The sequence below is a fragment of the Microbacterium sp. NPDC064978 genome (assembly GCF_044543605.1).
Taxonomy (GTDB): domain Bacteria; phylum Actinomycetota; class Actinomycetes; order Actinomycetales; family Microbacteriaceae; genus Microbacterium; species Microbacterium meiriae.
In genome coordinates, this window is sequence record NZ_JBITWF010000006.1 from 45,055 (window position 1) to 61,124 (window position 16,070).

The window sequence follows — 16,070 nt, forward strand, 5'->3', positions numbered from 1 at the left end:
GGCAGTGACACGGGGTGCCGCATCCGCGGCTGAGATCACACCCGTCGAACCTGATCTAGTTCGTACTAGCGAAGGGATGTCGCCGATGAGCGATCCTGTGCGTCCGCAATCCGTCCTCGACCTCGCCGTCACGGCGGGAAGGCTGCGGGAGGAGGTCCGGGCCACGCCGCCGTTGACGCACTGCATCACGAACGCCGTCGTGACGGGGTTCACCGCCAACGTGCTGCTGGCGCTCGGGGCGGCGCCGGCCATGGTAGACATCGTCGGCGAGGCCGAGCCGTTCGCCGCTGCCGCCTCGGGGCTTCTCATCAACCTCGGGACGCCGACCCCGGAGCAGCGGGAGGCGAGCAGGGAGGCCGTGGCGGGAGCGCTCGCCGCCGGCACGCCGTGGGTACTCGATCCCGTTGCGATCGGCACCCTCCCGGTGCGGACGGCGCTCGCGCACGAGCTCGCCGCGCTGCGCCCCACCGCCATCCGCGGCAACGCGTCGGAGATCCTCGCGCTGGCCGGACACAGCAGTGGCGGCCGCGGTGTCGACGCGACGGACGGGACCGAGGCGGCGGCTGCGGCGGCCCGCGAGCTCGCCCACCGGTACGGTTCTGTGGTCGCCGTCTCGGGCCCGGTCGACTTCCTCACCGACGGGGAGCGGGTGATCCGCATCGCCAACGGGCATGAGCTCCTCACACGGGTGACCGGCGGCGGGTGTGCCCTGGGCGCCGTGATGGCGGCGTTCCTCGGGGCGGCCCGTGGCTCCGCGACAGATGCGCTGACGGCGGTGACCGCGGCGACCCTCGTCTACACGGTCGCAGCCGAGCAGGCAGCGGAGATCTCCCGCGGACCGGGCAGCTTCGCCGTCGCACTGCTCGACGCCCTGTCCGCCGTGACCCCGGCGGACCTCCGCGCCCGCGCCCGCGTCGAGGAGGAGGCCCGATGACCGTCGACCTGTCCCTGTACCTCGTCACCGATCGGTCGCTGTGCGGCGCTCGCGGGGTGGTCGCGACCGTCCGCGAAGCGGTGGCCGGCGGTGTCCGCATCGTGCAGCTGCGCGACAAGGAGGCGACGGACGAGGAGACCGTCGTGCAGCTCCTCGCCCTGTCCGCGGCCATCGACGGTCGCGCGCTGCTCGTCGTGAACGATTGCCTCGATGCGGCCGTCGAGGCCCGTCGTCGCGGTGCCAGGGTGGACGGGGTGCACCTCGGCCAGGCGGATGCCTCGGTGCTCCGCGCGCGCGAGCTTCTCGGCCCGGGGGCGTTGATCGGGCTCACGGCGAACACCTCCGCGCACCTCGACGAGGTCGCCGCCCTGCCGTCGGGCACGGTGGACTACCTCGGGGTCGGCGTCATCCGCCCCACGCGCACGAAGCCCGACCATCCGGTGCCGCTCGGCATCGACGGCTTCGCCGCATTCGTCGCGCGCAGTCCGCTGCCGTGCGTCGCGATCGGTGGGGTGGACCTGGAGGACACGGCGGCGTTGCGTGAGGCCGGCGCGTCCGGGATCGCGGTGGTCTCGGCGCTGTGCGCGGCAGAGGACCCCCGGTCCGCCGCCGCGGCCTTCCGGCGACACTGGTTCGCACGGGCGGTGCCGCACGTGCTCAGCATCGCCGGCAGCGATCCGTCCGGAGGTGCGGGCATCCAGGCCGATCTCAAGGCGATCGCCGCGAACGGGGGCTACGGCATGGCAGCCCTCACAGCCCTGACCGCGCAGAACACGCAGGGCGTCCGCGCCGTGCATGTCCCTCCCGCGGAGTTCCTGCGGGCGCAGCTCGACGCTGTCGCCGACGACATCCGCATCGACGCCGTGAAGATCGGCATGCTCGCGGACGGGGAGGTGATCCGCACGGTCGCCGCCTGGCTCCGGACGACGCAGCCCCCGATCGTCGTGCTGGACCCCGTCATGATCGCCACCTCGGGAGACCGACTGCTCGACCCCGACGCAGAGCGCGAGCTGCGGGGCCTGCTCTCCCTGGCGACCGTGGTCACCCCGAACCTCGCCGAACTCGCCGTCCTCGCGGGGCGCGAGGTGGCGGGCTGGGCGGACGCGCTCGCCGCGGCGCAGGAGCTGTCGGCCGATACGGGGACCGCGGTGCTGGTGAAGGGCGGGCATCTGCCCGGGGACGAGGCACCGGACGCCCTGATCGACACGGCAGCCGGTACGCACGCGGAGTTCCCCGGGGCGCGCATCCGGACGGAGAACACCCACGGCACCGGCTGCTCGCTGTCCGCGGCTCTGGCCACACGACTGGCGCGGGGCGACGATCCCGCGACCGCGGTCCGCGCCGCGCGCGCCTGGTTGCGGGAGTCCCTCCGCGCGGCCGACGACCTGGACGTCGGGCGAGGGCACGGCCCGATCCACCCCTTCGCGGGGCTCTGGGCGCGCGGCGGGGTCGAGACCCGGCCGACACCGGAAGAGGTGGCCGTGGCCTGGTGGGATGAGACTGCCGCGATCCGCCGCGACATCGATGCGCTGCCCTTTGTACGTGCGCTCGCCGACGGGACGCTCGACCGCGACGCCTTCGTCTTCTACCTCGCGCAGGACGCCCTGTACCTCCGCGAGTACGCCAGGGTGCTCGCGGAGGCGTCGCGCCTCGCCCCGACCCCCGACGAGCAGGCGTTCTGGGCCGAGGCCGCGCACGGTGCGATCCGCGGCGAGCTGGAGCTGCACGCGTCGTGGCTGACACCGGAGACCGGGGTGAGCGGCGCCACCTTCGCCACCGAGCCCGCCCCGGCGACGATCGCCTACCTCGACCATCTGCGCTCGGTCGCGTTCGGCGGCGACTATGCCGCACTGATCGCGGCAGTGCTGCCGTGCTTCTGGCTCTACACCGACCTGGGGGAGCGACTCCATGCCGGAGCGTTCGGCGCGGCGCCCCGCGAGCCCCGGCATCCCTACGCGTCGTGGCTCGCGACCTACGCGGATCCGGCCTTCGCGGAGGGCACGCGGCAGGCCGTCGCGCATGTCGCCGCTGCGGCCGCGAGGACCGACGACATCGGCCGGGAACGGATGCGGCGCGCCTTCCTCACCTCGAGCGCACACGAACGCGCCTTCTTCGCCGCACCGGTCGCGCGCGCTGTCGTGTGACGCTCGGGATTTGCGGTGCCGGACGCGCCCGCGCTATCGTCGCCGCATGCCTTCGGTCGCCACCGCTCCTTCGACGCTCGTCCCGAGCGTCATCGCCGTGCGCCGACGTCGCGGCCGCCGATTCTAGGCGACCCCGCCCTTCTGCCTGCGTCCGCGCGGCGGTCGAGTGCCGGTGTCGCCGCCTCCGGCCCCGCCCCCGGTCCCGAGATCGTCGAGGACCCGACCGTTAAGGTAGAAGCATGACGTATTCCGTCGCCGTCTCCGGCGCCTCCGGCTACGCAGGCGGCGAGATCCTGCGCCTCCTGGCCGCACACCCCGACGTCGAGATCCGCACCGTCACGGCGCACTCGAACGCCGGACAGCCCCTCGTCGCCCATCAGCCGCACCTCCGCTCGCTCGCCCACCTCACGCTGCAGGACACCACGCCGGAGATCCTCGCCGGACACGACATCGTGTTCCTCGCCCTCCCGCACGGCCAGTCCGGACAGTACACGGACGCCCTCGGCGACACCCCGCTCGTGATCGACGCGGGGGCCGACCACCGGCTCACCTCCTCGACGGAGTGGGACGCCTTCTACGGCGGGGCGTTCCACGAGCCCTGGACGTACGGCGTGCCCGAGCTCGTCGTCGGAGGGGGCAAGCAGCGCGAGGCGCTCCGCGGCGCGACCCGGATCGCCGCACCCGGCTGCAACGCCTCCACGGTGAGCCTCAGCCTCGCCCCCGGTGTCGCGGCCGGCGTGATCGACCCGGGCGACATCGTCTCCGTCCTGGCCGTCGGCCCGTCCGGGGCGGGCAAGAGCCTGAAGACGAACCTCCTCGCCTCCGAGATCCTCGGCTCCGCGAACCCGTATGCGGTGGGCGGCACGCACCGCCACATCCCGGAGATCCGACAGGCGCTCGCCGCCGCCCGCCCTTCGACGGGCTCAGGCCCCTCGACAGGCTCAGGGACCCAGGACATCCGGATCTCCTTCACCCCGGTCCTCGTGCCGATGTCGCGCGGCATCCTCGCCACCTCCACGGCGCCGATCGTCGACGGCGTGAGCGACGCCGAGATCCGCCAGGCGTGGGAGAGCGCCTACGGCGACGAGACCTTCGTGCAGCTGCTCCCGGAGGGCAGCTTCCCGCGCACCGCCGACGTGCTCGGGGCGAACACGGCCCTCCTCGGTCTCGCGATCGACCGCGCCGCGAACCGCGTGACGGTGGTCACCGCCGTCGACAACCTCGTCAAGGGCACCGCCGGAGCTGCCGTCCAGTCCATGAACATCGCGCTGGGGCTTCCCGAGACCCGCGCCCTCTCAGTGAACGGAGTCGCCCCGTGAGCGTCACCGCCCCCGCAGGATTCGAGGCGGCCGGAGTCGCCGCCGGACTCAAGTCCACCGGCAAGCCCGATGTCGCCGTCGTGGTCAACCGCGGCCCCCGGAAGGTCGGCGCTGCCGTCTTCACGAGCAACCGCGCCAAGGCCAACCCCATCATCTGGTCCCAGCAGGCCGTCGCGGACCGCGTGGTCGAGGCCGTCGTCCTCAACTCCGCCGGGGCGAACTGCTTCACCGGCAGCTTCGGGTTCCAGACGACCCACCAGACCGCGGAGAAGGCGGCCGAGCTGCTCGGCATCAGCGCGGGCGACGTGCTCGTCTGCTCCACGGGGCTCATCGGGACGGGCGACGAGGTCTTCCGCGAGAAGGTCCTGGCCGGCACCGCGCAGGCGATCGCCGAGCTGAGCTCGGACGGCGGGGAGAGCGCCGCGCACGCCATCATGACCACGGACACGGTTGCGAAGACCGCTGTGGTGACCCGCGACGGCTGGACGATCGGTGGCATGGCGAAGGGCGCGGGCATGCTCGCCCCCGGTCTGGCGACGATGCTCGTGGTGCTCACCACCGACGCCGTGCTCGAACCGCTCCAGGCCGACGAGGCGCTGCGTCGGGCGACGGGACGCACGTTCGACCGCCTCGACTCGGACGGCTGCATGTCGACCAACGACCAGGTGACGCTGCTCGCCAACGGCGCCTCCGAGGTCGCCCCCGATCTCGACGACTTCGCCGAGGCGCTCACCACGCTCTGCCAGGAGCTCGCGGTCAAGCTGCAGGGCGACGCGGAGGGCGCGAGCCACGACATCACGATCGAGGTGCAGCACGCCGTCTCCGAGCAGGATGCCGTCGAGGTCGGCCGCTCGGTGGCCCGCAACAACCTGTTCAAGGCCGCCATCTTCGGCAACGACCCGAACTGGGGACGCGTGCTCGCGGCGATCGGCACCACGGCCGCGCAGTTCGACCCGTACGACGTCGACGTGTGGATGAACGGCGTCCGCGTGTGCACCGCCGGTGGCCCGGACCGCCCGCGCGAGGAGGTCGACCTGACGCCGCGAGCGACGCACCTGATGATCGACCTCAAGGTCGGGGAGGCCACCGCCACGGTCCTCACGAACGACCTCACCCACGACTACGTGCACGAGAACAGCGCCTACGCCTCATGACCGACATCCAGGACACCACGCCGGACATCGCGGCCCAGAAGGCGACCACCCTCATCGAGTCGCTGCCGTGGCTGAGGAAGTTCCGCGACCAGATCGTCGTCGTCAAGTACGGCGGCAACGCCATGGTCTCGGACGAGCTGCAGGAGGCCTTCGCCCAGGACATCGCGTACCTCCGCTACGTCGGCGTGCAGCCGGTGGTCGTGCACGGCGGTGGGCCGCAGATCTCCGACATGCTCCAGCGGCTGGAGATCCCCAGCGAGTTCAAGGGCGGGTACCGCGTCACCAACACCGAGGCCATCGGCGTCGTGCGGATGGTGCTCACGGGTCAGGTGAACCCGCAGCTCGTGTCGAAGATCAACTCGCACGGCCCCATCGCCACCGGCCTCAGCGGTGAGGACGCCGGGCTCTTCGGCGGCCGCCGCCGCGGTGTGATGATCGACGGCGAGGAGGTGGACCTCGGCCGCGTGGGCGACGTGGTCCAGGTCGACCCGACGCCGGTGCTCGATCATCTCGCCGCAGGGCGGATCCCGGTCGTGTCGAGCATCGCGCCCGACCTCGACCACCCGGGGCAGTCGCTCAACGTCAACGCGGATGCCGCGGCTGCTGCGCTCGCCGTGGCCCTCGGTGCGCGCAAGCTCGTCATCCTCACCGACGTGCCGGGGCTGTACGCCGACTGGCCCAACCGGGACTCGCTCGTGTCGCATCTGACGTCGGGCGCTCTCGTGGAGATGCTGCCGCGCCTGGAGTCGGGCATGATCCCGAAGATGCGCGCATGCCTCGATGCGGTCGAGGGTGGCGTCGACGCGGCCGCGATCATCGACGGACGGGTCCCGCACTCGGTGCTCGTCGAACTGTTCACCAGCAAGGGAATCGGGACCGAAGTGGTCCTGGGAGAGAAAGGGGCGACGGCATGACCGTCTGGCAGGACGACGCGGCACGTGATCTCGTGCTCAACGCGGGGGAGCGCCTCGCGCTGCTGACCCGCGGTGAGGGCTCGTACCTGTGGGACGCCGAAGATCGACGCTACCTCGACTTCCTCGCCGGCATCGCGGTGACCTCGCTCGGGCACGCGCACCCGGTGTTCGTCGATGCGGTGTCGCGGCAGGCCGCCACCCTCGCGCACGTCTCCAACTACTTCGCGACCCCACCGCAGCTCGCGCTCGCGGCCCGGCTCAAGCGCCTCGCCGGCGCGGGGATCGACGGTCGGGTCTTCTTCTCGAACTCGGGTGCCGAGGCCAACGAGGCCGCGTTCAAGCTCGCCCGTCTGCACGGCGGCGCGGAGCGTCCCCGCATCCTGGCGCTGGAGAACGGCTTCCACGGCCGCACGATGGGCTCGCTCGCGCTCACGGCCAAGGAGTCCATGCGCGCGCCGTTCGCTCCGATGCCCGGAGGGGTCGAGCACATCCCGGCCACGATCGATGCGCTGGAGGCCGCGATGGATGACCGGGTCGCCGCCGTCATCGCGGAGCCGATCCAGGGTGAGGCCGGCGTCGTCGAGCTCCCGGAGGGCTACCTCGCCGCCGCGCGCTCGCTGACCCTCGCACACGGAGCTCTGCTCATCGTCGACGAGATCCAGACAGGGGCAGGACGGACCGGCGCCTGGTTCGGGTTCAGCCACGAGGGCATCACGCCCGACGCCATCACGCTCGCGAAGGGCATCGGCGGCGGGTTCCCGATCGGCGCCCTCGTCACCTACGGCGCCGCGAGCGCCCTGTTCACGCCCGGCTCGCACGGCTCCACCTTCGGCGGGAACCCGCTCGCGACGGCCGTGGCGGACGCGGTGCTGGCCGAGATCGAGCGCGCCGACCTCGTCGACAACGCCGCGCGCCGCGGAGTCGAGCTGCGGGAGATCATCCTGGGCATCGACTCCCCGCTGATCGAGGGCGTCCGCGGCCGCGGACTCCTTGTCGGCGTCGCGCTCACCCAGCCCGTGGCGGGTGCGGTGGTCGCCGCCGCCCAGGACCGCGGTCTCATCGTCAACGCCGCCAACCCCGAGACCGTGCGCGTCGCGCCGGCACTCACCATCGGCGACGCGGAGCTGGCGGAGTTCCGCGAGCTGTTCACCGCCGCTCTCTCCGACGTCCACTCCTCCGCCACCGGAAAGGTCCCCGCATGACCCGCCACCTGCTGCGCGACGACGATCTGACGCCCGCCGAGCAGGCGGAGATCCTCGATCTCGCCCTCGAGCTCAAGAAGGACCGCTGGGCGGACAAGAGCCTCGCCGGCCCGCAGACCGTCGCCGTGATCTTCGACAAGTCGTCCACCCGGACGCGCGTCTCGTTCGCCGTGGGCATCGCCGACCTCGGCGGCACCCCGCTCATCATCTCCACCGCGAGCAGCCAGCTCGGCGGGAAGGAGACGCCGTCCGACACGGCGCGCGTCCTCGAGCGCCAGGTCGCCGCGATCGTGTGGCGCACGTACGCGCAATCGGGCCTGGAGGAGATGGCCGCCGGCACGCGGGTCCCCGTGGTCAACGCACTGTCCGACGACTTCCACCCGTGCCAGCTCCTTGCCGACCTGCTGACGATCCGCGAGCACAAGGGCGATCTGAAGGGCCTCACGCTGACGTTCTTCGGCGACGGCCAGAGCAACATGGCGCACTCCTACGCGCTCGCCGGCGTCACGGCGGGCATGCACGTGCGCATCGCGTCGCCGGAGGACTACGCGCCGCGCGCCGACGTGATCGAAGCGGCCGACCGCCGCGCCGGGGAGACCGGCGGATCGATCACGCTCTTCACCGATCCGGTCGAGGCGGCCGCGGGCGCTGACGTCGTCGTCACCGACACCTGGGTATCGATGGGCAAGGAGGAGGAGAAGCTCGCGCGGATCCGCGACCTCGGCGGCTACAAGGTCACGCCGGAGACGATGGAGCTCGCGCACGACGACGCGATCTTCATCCACTGCCTCCCCGCCGACCGCGGCTACGAGGTCGACTCCGCCGTCATCGACGGTCCGCAGAGCGTGGTCTGGGACGAGGCGGAGAACCGTCTGCACGCTCAGAAGGCCCTGCTGGTCTGGCTCCTCGGGAAGAAGGACGCGTGATGGCCGGCTCGCACGAAGGCACCAACGAGGGCGCGCTCTGGGGCGCGCGGTTCGCCACCGGTCCGTCGCCGGAGCTCGTCGAGCTGAGCCGTTCGACGCACTTCGACTGGATCCTCGCGCCGTACGACATCGCGGGTTCCCACGCGCATGCCACGGCGCTGGCCGCGGCGGGGTACCTCGAACCGGATGAGGCCGCCCGCATGCACGAGGGCCTCGACGCCGTAGCGCGCAAGGTCGCCGACGGCACCCTGCAGCCGCTGCCCACCGACGAGGACGTGCACGGTGCGCTCGAGCAGGCGCTGATCGCCGAGCTCGGTCCGGAGCTGGGCGGACGCCTCCGCGCCGGACGCAGCCGGAACGACCAGATCGCCACTCTCGTGCGGATGTACCTGATCGATCACGCCCGGGTGATCGCCCGTGACCTGCTGCGCGTGATCGATGCGCTCGTGGCGCAGGCCGAGGCGCACCCCGACGCGATCCTGCCCGGACGCACGCACCTTCAGCACGCGCAGCCGGTGCTGCTCGCGCATCACCTCCAGGCTCACGCGTGGCCGCTGGTGCGCGAGCTCGAACGTCTCGTCGACTGGCGCCGGCGTGCCGGTGTCTCGCCGTACGGCGGGGGAGCGCTGGCGGGATCGACGCTGGGCCTCGACCCCGCCCTCGTGGCGACGGAGCTCGGTCTCGACCGGCCGGCGGAGAACTCCCTCGACGGGACGGCCGCGCGGGACGTCGTCGCGGAGTTCGCGTTCATCGCGGCGATGACGGGCGTCGACCTCTCCCGACTCTCCGAGGAGATCATCCTCTGGAACACCCGCGAGTTCGGCTTCGTCACCCTCGACGACGGCTACTCCACCGGATCCAGCATCATGCCGCAGAAGAAGAACCCGGACATCGCCGAGCTCGCGCGCGGCAAGTCCGGGCGTCTCATCGGTAACCTGTCCGGCCTGCTGGCGACGCTCAAGGGGCTGCCGCTCGCCTACAACCGCGATCTGCAGGAGGACAAGGAGCCGGTCTTCGACTCCGTGCAGACGCTCGAGGTCGTGCTGCCGGCGTTCGCGGGGATGGTCGCGACGCTGCGCTTCCACACGGAGCGCATGGCCGAGCTCGCCCCCCAGGGGTTCTCGCTGGCGACCGACGTCGCCGAGTGGCTGGTGAAGCGGCGGGTGCCGTTCCGCGATGCCCACGAGATCTCCGGAGCACTCGTGCGCGCCTGCGAGGAACAGGGGATCGGGCTGGAGGACGCCTCCGACGACCTGCTGCTGTCGGTGTCGCCCCACCTCGTCCCCGCGGTGCGCGAGGTGCTCACGATCGAGGGATCCGTCGCGTCGCGCACGGGTGTCGGCGGCACCGCGCCCGAGCGGGTGGCCGAGCAGCGCGCGGAGCTCGTCGCCCGCGCGCAGGCCGCCGCGCACGCGCTCGGCCTGTAGTCGTTCCGGCGGCGACCGCGCCTCAGTGCAGGTCGCCGTCGGCGGCCGAGCGCTCCCACCGGGTGAACCGGACGGTCAGGCCCTCCCGGGTGGGTGCTGCGAGGAACGGTCCTGCGGAGACGGCCGTGTCACCGGCGAAGGGAGCCACCCTGACGAGTCGCCACGGTCCGTCGTCCGCGCGGGCCCGCACGATCATCGCGTCCGCCCAGCGGCTGACCCGGACGGTGATCTCGCTCTCGCGCCAGTCGTCGACGTAGCCGACCGACCAGTCCGAGCGGCCGGCGGTCACGACGGCGCCCAGGCCGAGGTGGCCGTCGGCGAACTCGACTCCCGCCTTGATCCAGTGCTCGTCATCGGCGCGGACGAAGAGGCCCGCCTGGTCGAACTGCCCCTCCCACGGCGCGCGGAAGGCGACCTCGATCGCTTCACCGACCTCCAGCGGGGCGAGCAGTGCATGCTCGGAGTCGTGCACGAAGCCGTACGCGGTGTGACGCCAGGCATCGCTGCCCTCGATCGCGGTGGCGTCGAGATGCCCGTCGATGCGCGTCAGCGCGGGGGCGTGGGTCCAGGTGCCATCGGTCCAGTCGATGATGCGTGAATCAGGCATATTTCCTATCTATAGCCATATGAGACATAAACCTCGGATATTCGTGTTACGGTTATCCCATGGTCATCGCCGTGATCGCCGACATCGTGGGTTCCCGAGAGCTCGGGGACCGGAGCGCCGCACAGCGTGCCCTCGACGAGACCATCGCGCAGGTCGAACGCGACCGTCCGCTGGCGGTCCAGCCGCTCACGCCCACGGTAGGGGACGAGCAGCAGGGCGTCTACCGCGAGCTTCCCGACGCGCTCCTCTCCCTCCTCATGGTCCAGCTCCGGCTCCCTGAGGGCCTCGCGTTCCGCTTCGGCGTCGGCATCGGCGAGGTCCGACCGGTGGCGTCGGTGCACGGTGAGCTGGCCGACGGCCCTGGGTGGTATGCGGCGCGCGCCGCGATCGAGACCGTGCACGCCCGCGAACAGCGCGCCGTGCCGCGCACGCGCACCTGGATTGTCGGAGCCCCGGGCCAGGATGAGGTCATGGAGACCGTGATCGCCGCGTCCAACGCGTATGTCCTCGCGCGCGACGAGCTCGTCGGGGCGATGAGCACGCGCGAGCGCCACCTCACGTACGGGCGCCTGGTCGGCCGGTCCCAGCAGGAGCTCGCCGCCCAGGAGGGCATCTCGCAGCCGAGCGTGTCCAAATCGCTGCGGAGCGCGGGAGCCGCCGCTGTCATCGAGGGTGTGGCCGCGCTCCGGGGGGAGACCGCATGATCCTCGCGGGCTTCGTCCTCCTGGCCGTCGGCGCGACCGACCTCGTCCGCCAGTTCGTGCCTCGGCGGTGGATCGGCTACGTCGTGGCTGCGGCTGTGGTCCTCCTCCTCGGCATCGGCGGGGACGCGCTGCTGCCGGCCCTCCTCGGACTCGGTGCCGGAGCGCTGTGGGCCTGGAGCATGCCGGACGAGGGACCGTCCCGTGCCGGGTTCTGGCCGGCCGTCGCGCTGGCCGCCCTCAGCATCGGCGCCGTGGTCTGGGGCGGATCGAGGAATGCCGCCGGTCTCATCGGCGAGCTCTGGACGCTCCGCTCGCCGTTCGGCGAGGTGCCGTTCGATCTGGCCGTGCTCGCGCTCGGCGCCGGTGTCTTCCTGCTCGAATCCGCCAACCTCGTCGTCCGCGCGGCTCTGGACGGCGAGCACACCTGGCGCCCCGCGGAGGTGGCGGAGCCGGTGCCTCCGGTCGTCGCATCCGCACCGACCGACCAGCCTGCGGCCGATGCCCCTGCGGTGGGGGTGATCCCCGCCGATCCCCGCCACGGCTTCAAGGGCGGGCGGCTCATCGGCCCGCTCGAACGTGTCCTCGTGATGATCCTCACCCTGGCCGCGGCGTACCCCGTGCTCGCGGCCATGCTCGCCGCCAAGGGCATCGTCCGCTTCCCGGAGATCTCCCGCGACGGGGAGACCGGGGCCCGCGCGGAGTACTTCCTCGTCGGCAGCCTGGTGAGCTGGGTGATCGGGCTCGGCGCCGCGTTCCTCGTGTGGTGGGCCGCGCACAGCTGACACCCCCTCGCACGACGCAGCGGGGCGGTCGTCCGCTGCTAGCCTGGAGCGCGTGTCAACTCCCGCTCTGACGACCGCGCCGCAGGCGATCGACCCCACGTTCGAGAACGTGTGGGACGAGATCGTGTGGCGTGGCCTCGTCCACGTGTCCACCGACCAGGAGGCGCTACGCGCCCTGCTCGCGGGAGATCCCGTCACGTATTACTGCGGCTTCGACCCGACGGCGCCCAGCCTGCACCTCGGGCACCTCGTCCAGCTGCTCCTGCTCCGCCGCCTCCAGCTCGCCGGGCACAAGCCGCTCGGTCTCGTCGGTGGGTCCACCGGTCTGATCGGCGACCCCCGGCCCACCGCGGAGCGCACGCTCAACACCCGCGAGACGGTGGCGGAATGGGTCGACCGTCTGCGCGGACAGGTCGAGCGCTACCTCAGCTTCGAAGGGGACAACGCCGCCCGCATGGTGAACAACCTCGACTGGACGGCGCCGCTCTCCGCGATCGATTTCCTCCGCGAGATCGGCAAGCACTACCGCGTCGGCACCATGCTGAAGAAGGACGCGGTGGCCGCACGCCTGAACTCCGACGCCGGGATCAGCTACACCGAGTTCAGCTACCAGATCCTCCAGGGGCTCGACTTCCTCGAGCTCTACCGGCAGTACGACTGCGTGCTGCAGACGGGCGGCTCCGATCAGTGGGGCAACCTCACCAGCGGCACCGACCTCATCCACCGGGTCGAAGGGGCGTCCGTCCACGCGATCGGCACCCCGCTGATCACCAACAGCGACGGCACCAAGTTCGGCAAGAGCGAGGGCAACGCGATCTGGATCGACGCGGAGCTCACGAGCCCGTACGCGTTCTACCAGTTCTGGCTCAGCACGGCGGATGCCGACGTGATCGAGCGCCTCAAGGTGTTCACGTTCCTGACCAGGGCCGAGATCGAGGAGTACGCGGAGCTCGTGGCGACCGAGCCGTTCCGCCGTGCCGCCCAGAAGCGCCTCGCGCTCGAGGTCGTCGCGACGGTGCACGGCGTCGAGGCGACGGCGGCCGTGATCGCGGCGTCCGAGGCGCTGTTCGGGCAGGGCGACCTGACGACTCTCGACCCGGCGACCTTGCGCACGGCGCTCGACGAGCTTCCGCATGCGACGGTCGCAGCCGGAACTCCGGTCGTCGACGCCCTCGTCGCCACCGGTCTCGTGTCGAGCCTGTCGGAGGCGCGCCGCGCCATCGCGCAGGGCGGCGTCTCCCTCGATGGGGAGCGGGTGGAGGACGACTCCGCGACCGTGCAGGGCACCCTGCCCGGCGGTGTCTCGGTGCTGCGTCGCGGGAAGAAGACCCTCGCCGGCGTCTTCCTGGGCTGACCCCGGCCTCGTATGCCGTTCACTCCGAGCCACGCGATCGTCGCGCTGCCGTTCGTGCGCACGCCGCTCGTCCCCGCGGCGATCGCGATCGGAGCGATGACGCCGGACATCTCGCTGTTCCTGCGCAACGTCGGCCTCAACTACGGCTTCCTGCACGATCCGGTCAACCTCGTGTGGACGACGCTGCTCGCTCTCGGGCTGTTCCTCCTCTGGCGCGTCCTGCTGCGCCCGGCGACCCTGGAACTGCTGCCGGGATGGGTGTCCGTGCGACTGCCCGCCGGCTGGGGGGCGAGCGGATACCGAGCGGCGATCGAGGCGCTGAGTCGCGATGACCGCCCGCGGTACGCGGGCTGGCGACCGCTGTATCCGTTCCTGCTCGTGTTCTCGACGATGCTGGGCGTGCTCTCGCACATCCTCTGGGATGCGTTCACGCATGAGTCACGGTGGGGCGTGGATCTGCTGCCCGCGCTCGCGAACTCCTGGGGTCCCTTCGACGGTTACAAGTGGCTCCAGTACGGCTCGAGCGCGCTCGGACTGCTGGGCCTGGCGATCTGGGCTGCACTGCGGCTGCGCCGCGCGACGCCTCGAGCGGACGCGCCCCGAGTCCTTCCGACGTTCGTGCGGGTCGCGTGGTGGCTGTCGCTGCCGGTGATCCTCGTGATCGCGTGGGTCGGCGGTCTGCTCGCGTTCGGTCCGCTGTCCGCCGAGTTCACGGTGCAGCATCTGGCATATCGGGTGCTGCCGCCCGCCTGCGCGGTGTGGGGCGTGCTGACCCTGGTCCTCTGCGTCGTACTGGCGGTGCGGCGGCCGCGCGCTGCGGTCTGATCCCGCGCCTCACCAGTGCGGCGCGTCCGTGCTCCACCCGTGCGGGGCATCGAACGCCAGGCCGGGGAGTGCCGGGGCGGCCGTCACGATCGTTTCCCCGTCGACGTCGAAGCGGGCCAGGTGGCCGGATGCGTCCACCTCGGGGAGCGCCGACGCGCGGGGCGTCCGCGGCATCCCGAGCAACTCGGCGGCGATCCGACGCAAGGAGGTCCGCACGACTCGCGAGTGCCCGTCGCGGTGGCGGAGCAGTTGCGTGAGGGCGGCGGCGAGGAGGTAGCCGGCGCTGTGGTCCAATGCCTGAGCCGGAAGAGCGCCCGGCCGACCGCCGTCGCCCTCGATCAGTGCGATGCCGCTCTCCGCCTGGACCAGGCTGTCGAAGCCGGCGCGCTCGGGGTGAGACGTGCCCCAGGCGCTGAGCTGGGCGACGAGCAGGCCCGGATACCGTGCGGCGAGCGCGTCGGGGGAGAGGCCCAGGCGCTCCAGGGCCGCAGGACGATAGCCGAGCACGACGGCATCCGCGGTCTCCAGGAGGTCGTGCAGCGCAGCGCCTCGGGCATCGAGCAGCGCGGTGCGCTTGCCGTGACCGGTGTCGAGATGCTGCCACGGAAGCTCGGGGAGGTGCGGCGGGTCGATGCGGAGCACGTCCGCGCCGAGGAGCGCGAGGGTCCGGGTGCACACCGGACCGGCGATCACCCGCGTGAGGTCGAGGACGCGGACGCCGGCGAGGGGAGCCTGCCCCGCCGCACCGGGCGACGGGAGACGTCGGTCCTTCCCCCGTCGTCGGCCGATCGCCTCCGTGATCGCGACGTCCACGACGGGCGTCCGCCGCAGAGCCTCATCGGCCGCGCGGTCCTCAGGGCGGATGGCCACGGCGAGACCTCCGGCTTCGGAGATCCGGCGGACGGCCTCCGCGGTGTGCAGCGTCTCCAGCGTGCGGGCCACGGCCTCCGCTCCTGCCCTGTCGTCCAGGTCCAGCGCGGTGCGAAGCGCGCGGGCGTGGTGCGGGTAGTTGCCGTGTGTCCGGACCCATCCATCCGCGCTCGCCCAGAACCCGGAGAGGGGCGCCCACACGGGAGGGGGAGTGCCGCCCACCTCCAGATACCTGTCGCTCCGGTAGGCGACGGCGACGCGGACGGGGTCGACGCGCGTGAGATCGATACCCGCGGCGAGGGCCACTGCTGCGACGCTGACGAGAGCGAGATCGCCGGTCGCCGTGCGCGAAGAGAGCGGGACGCCCCCGAGGGCACGGAGGCCCGAGTCCGCCGGGGCCTGCGACGCGTCCCCGCCCGCCTCGATCACGACGCGGGCGAGCAGCTCAGCGGCGGAGGTGGGACGACCGGGGACCATGGCGAGATGCTACTCCCGGCGGCGAAGTGGCCGGAAACCCTGGCTGATCCGGGGGAATCAGGCGCATGAGGGGCTGCGACACGCCCGGGGGAGTGCGCCCGATTTGCCAGACCCCCGGAATCCACGTAACTTATTACTTGTTCGCCCCACAGGGAAGCGGAGAAGCCTAGAGCTTCACCCCCCTCAAGCGGAGAACCACTCCCGATCCTCTCTCACTTGAGAGATCAGACGCTTGCGTCTAGGATGGGAGATCCACCCCTTCTGCGGCTGTCAGCGGCTGCGCAGCGGATCCGAGATCCGCACGGCGCGCCGATTTGACAAGCGGGTCGGGATGGCTAAGATAGAGAAGTTGCCCTGCGGGCCTGGTCGTGATGGCTGGGTCGTGGGAGCATCCGATCCTTGAGAACTCAACAGCGTGCACTTGTCAAATG

The 16,070-nt window shown here is 71.8% G+C and carries 14 protein-coding genes and 1 riboswitch; of the genes, 12 read left to right on the forward strand and 2 right to left on the reverse strand.

Annotated elements, in window-relative coordinates; genetic code table 11:
• Positions 1–94: riboswitch (TPP riboswitch) on the forward strand.
• The 8 genes from thiM (at position 86) to argH (ending at position 10,020) form a co-directional block, all read left to right on the forward strand.
• Positions 86–934, forward strand: a complete 849-nt coding sequence (gene thiM, locus ACIGJI_RS17135) for a hydroxyethylthiazole kinase (RefSeq protein WP_363447836.1) — start codon at positions 86–88, stop codon at positions 932–934. It overlaps the preceding riboswitch by 9 nt.
• Positions 931–3,078: a bifunctional hydroxymethylpyrimidine kinase/phosphomethylpyrimidine kinase gene (locus ACIGJI_RS17140; RefSeq protein WP_363447838.1), complete on the forward strand. Its 2,148-nt coding sequence runs from the start codon at positions 931–933 to the stop codon at positions 3,076–3,078. The genes thiM and ACIGJI_RS17140 overlap by 4 nt, the downstream gene beginning before the upstream one ends.
• A gap of 239 nt (positions 3,079–3,317) precedes the next feature.
• A complete protein-coding gene (gene argC / locus ACIGJI_RS17145; protein ID WP_363447840.1) occupies positions 3,318–4,397 on the forward strand; it encodes an N-acetyl-gamma-glutamyl-phosphate reductase in 1,080 nt (359 codons plus the stop codon).
• Positions 4,394–5,551 (forward strand): bifunctional glutamate N-acetyltransferase/amino-acid acetyltransferase ArgJ, encoded by a 1,158-nt coding sequence (gene argJ, locus ACIGJI_RS17150; protein ID WP_363447843.1) that lies wholly within the window; start codon positions 4,394–4,396, stop codon positions 5,549–5,551. The genes argC and argJ overlap by 4 nt, the downstream gene beginning before the upstream one ends.
• The gene (argB, locus tag ACIGJI_RS17155; RefSeq protein ID WP_268776873.1) at positions 5,548–6,465 is read left to right on the forward strand and encodes an acetylglutamate kinase; all 918 of its coding nucleotides are present in this window, start codon (positions 5,548–5,550) and stop codon (positions 6,463–6,465) included. Before argJ ends, argB begins: the two co-directional genes overlap by 4 nt.
• Complete coding sequence (locus ACIGJI_RS17160; RefSeq protein WP_363447846.1) at positions 6,462–7,667, forward strand: acetylornithine transaminase; 1,206 nt, start codon at positions 6,462–6,464, stop codon at positions 7,665–7,667. The genes argB and ACIGJI_RS17160 overlap by 4 nt, the downstream gene beginning before the upstream one ends.
• Positions 7,664–8,593 (forward strand): ornithine carbamoyltransferase, encoded by a 930-nt coding sequence (argF, locus tag ACIGJI_RS17165; protein ID WP_187661865.1) that lies wholly within the window; start codon positions 7,664–7,666, stop codon positions 8,591–8,593. The genes ACIGJI_RS17160 and argF overlap by 4 nt, the downstream gene beginning before the upstream one ends.
• Positions 8,593–10,020, forward strand: a complete 1,428-nt coding sequence (gene argH, locus ACIGJI_RS17170; protein WP_363447849.1) for an argininosuccinate lyase — start codon at positions 8,593–8,595, stop codon at positions 10,018–10,020. Before argF ends, argH begins: the two co-directional genes overlap by 1 nt.
• A gap of 22 nt (positions 10,021–10,042) precedes the next feature.
• On the opposite strand, the gene ACIGJI_RS17175 is transcribed toward argH, so the two are convergent.
• Complete coding sequence (locus ACIGJI_RS17175) at positions 10,043–10,627, reverse strand: DUF1349 domain-containing protein (protein WP_259955166.1); 585 nt, start codon at positions 10,625–10,627, stop codon at positions 10,043–10,045.
• A 59-nt stretch (positions 10,628–10,686) separates the two neighbouring features.
• On the opposite strand from ACIGJI_RS17175, the gene ACIGJI_RS17180 reads away from it, so the two are divergent.
• Genes ACIGJI_RS17180 through ACIGJI_RS17195 form a run of 4 tightly spaced genes read left to right on the forward strand, consistent with a single transcriptional unit; the run spans position 10,687 to position 14,292 of the window.
• Positions 10,687–11,331 (forward strand): SatD family protein, encoded by a 645-nt coding sequence (locus tag ACIGJI_RS17180; protein ID WP_187661862.1) that lies wholly within the window; start codon positions 10,687–10,689, stop codon positions 11,329–11,331.
• Positions 11,328–12,113: a hypothetical protein gene (locus tag ACIGJI_RS17185; protein ID WP_363447851.1), complete on the forward strand. Its 786-nt coding sequence runs from the start codon at positions 11,328–11,330 to the stop codon at positions 12,111–12,113. Before ACIGJI_RS17180 ends, ACIGJI_RS17185 begins: the two co-directional genes overlap by 4 nt.
• Positions 12,114–12,165: 52 nt before the next feature.
• Positions 12,166–13,467, forward strand: a complete 1,302-nt coding sequence (gene tyrS, locus ACIGJI_RS17190; RefSeq protein WP_363447853.1) for a tyrosine--tRNA ligase — start codon at positions 12,166–12,168, stop codon at positions 13,465–13,467.
• Positions 13,468–13,479: 12 nt separating this feature from the next.
• Positions 13,480–14,292, forward strand: a complete 813-nt coding sequence (locus ACIGJI_RS17195) for a DUF4184 family protein (protein ID WP_363447855.1) — start codon at positions 13,480–13,482, stop codon at positions 14,290–14,292.
• Between the two features lie 9 nt (positions 14,293–14,301).
• On the opposite strand, the gene ACIGJI_RS17200 is transcribed toward ACIGJI_RS17195, so the two are convergent.
• Complete coding sequence (locus ACIGJI_RS17200) at positions 14,302–15,639, reverse strand: CoA transferase (RefSeq protein WP_363447857.1); 1,338 nt, start codon at positions 15,637–15,639, stop codon at positions 14,302–14,304.
• Positions 15,640–16,070: the final 431 nt, after the last annotated feature.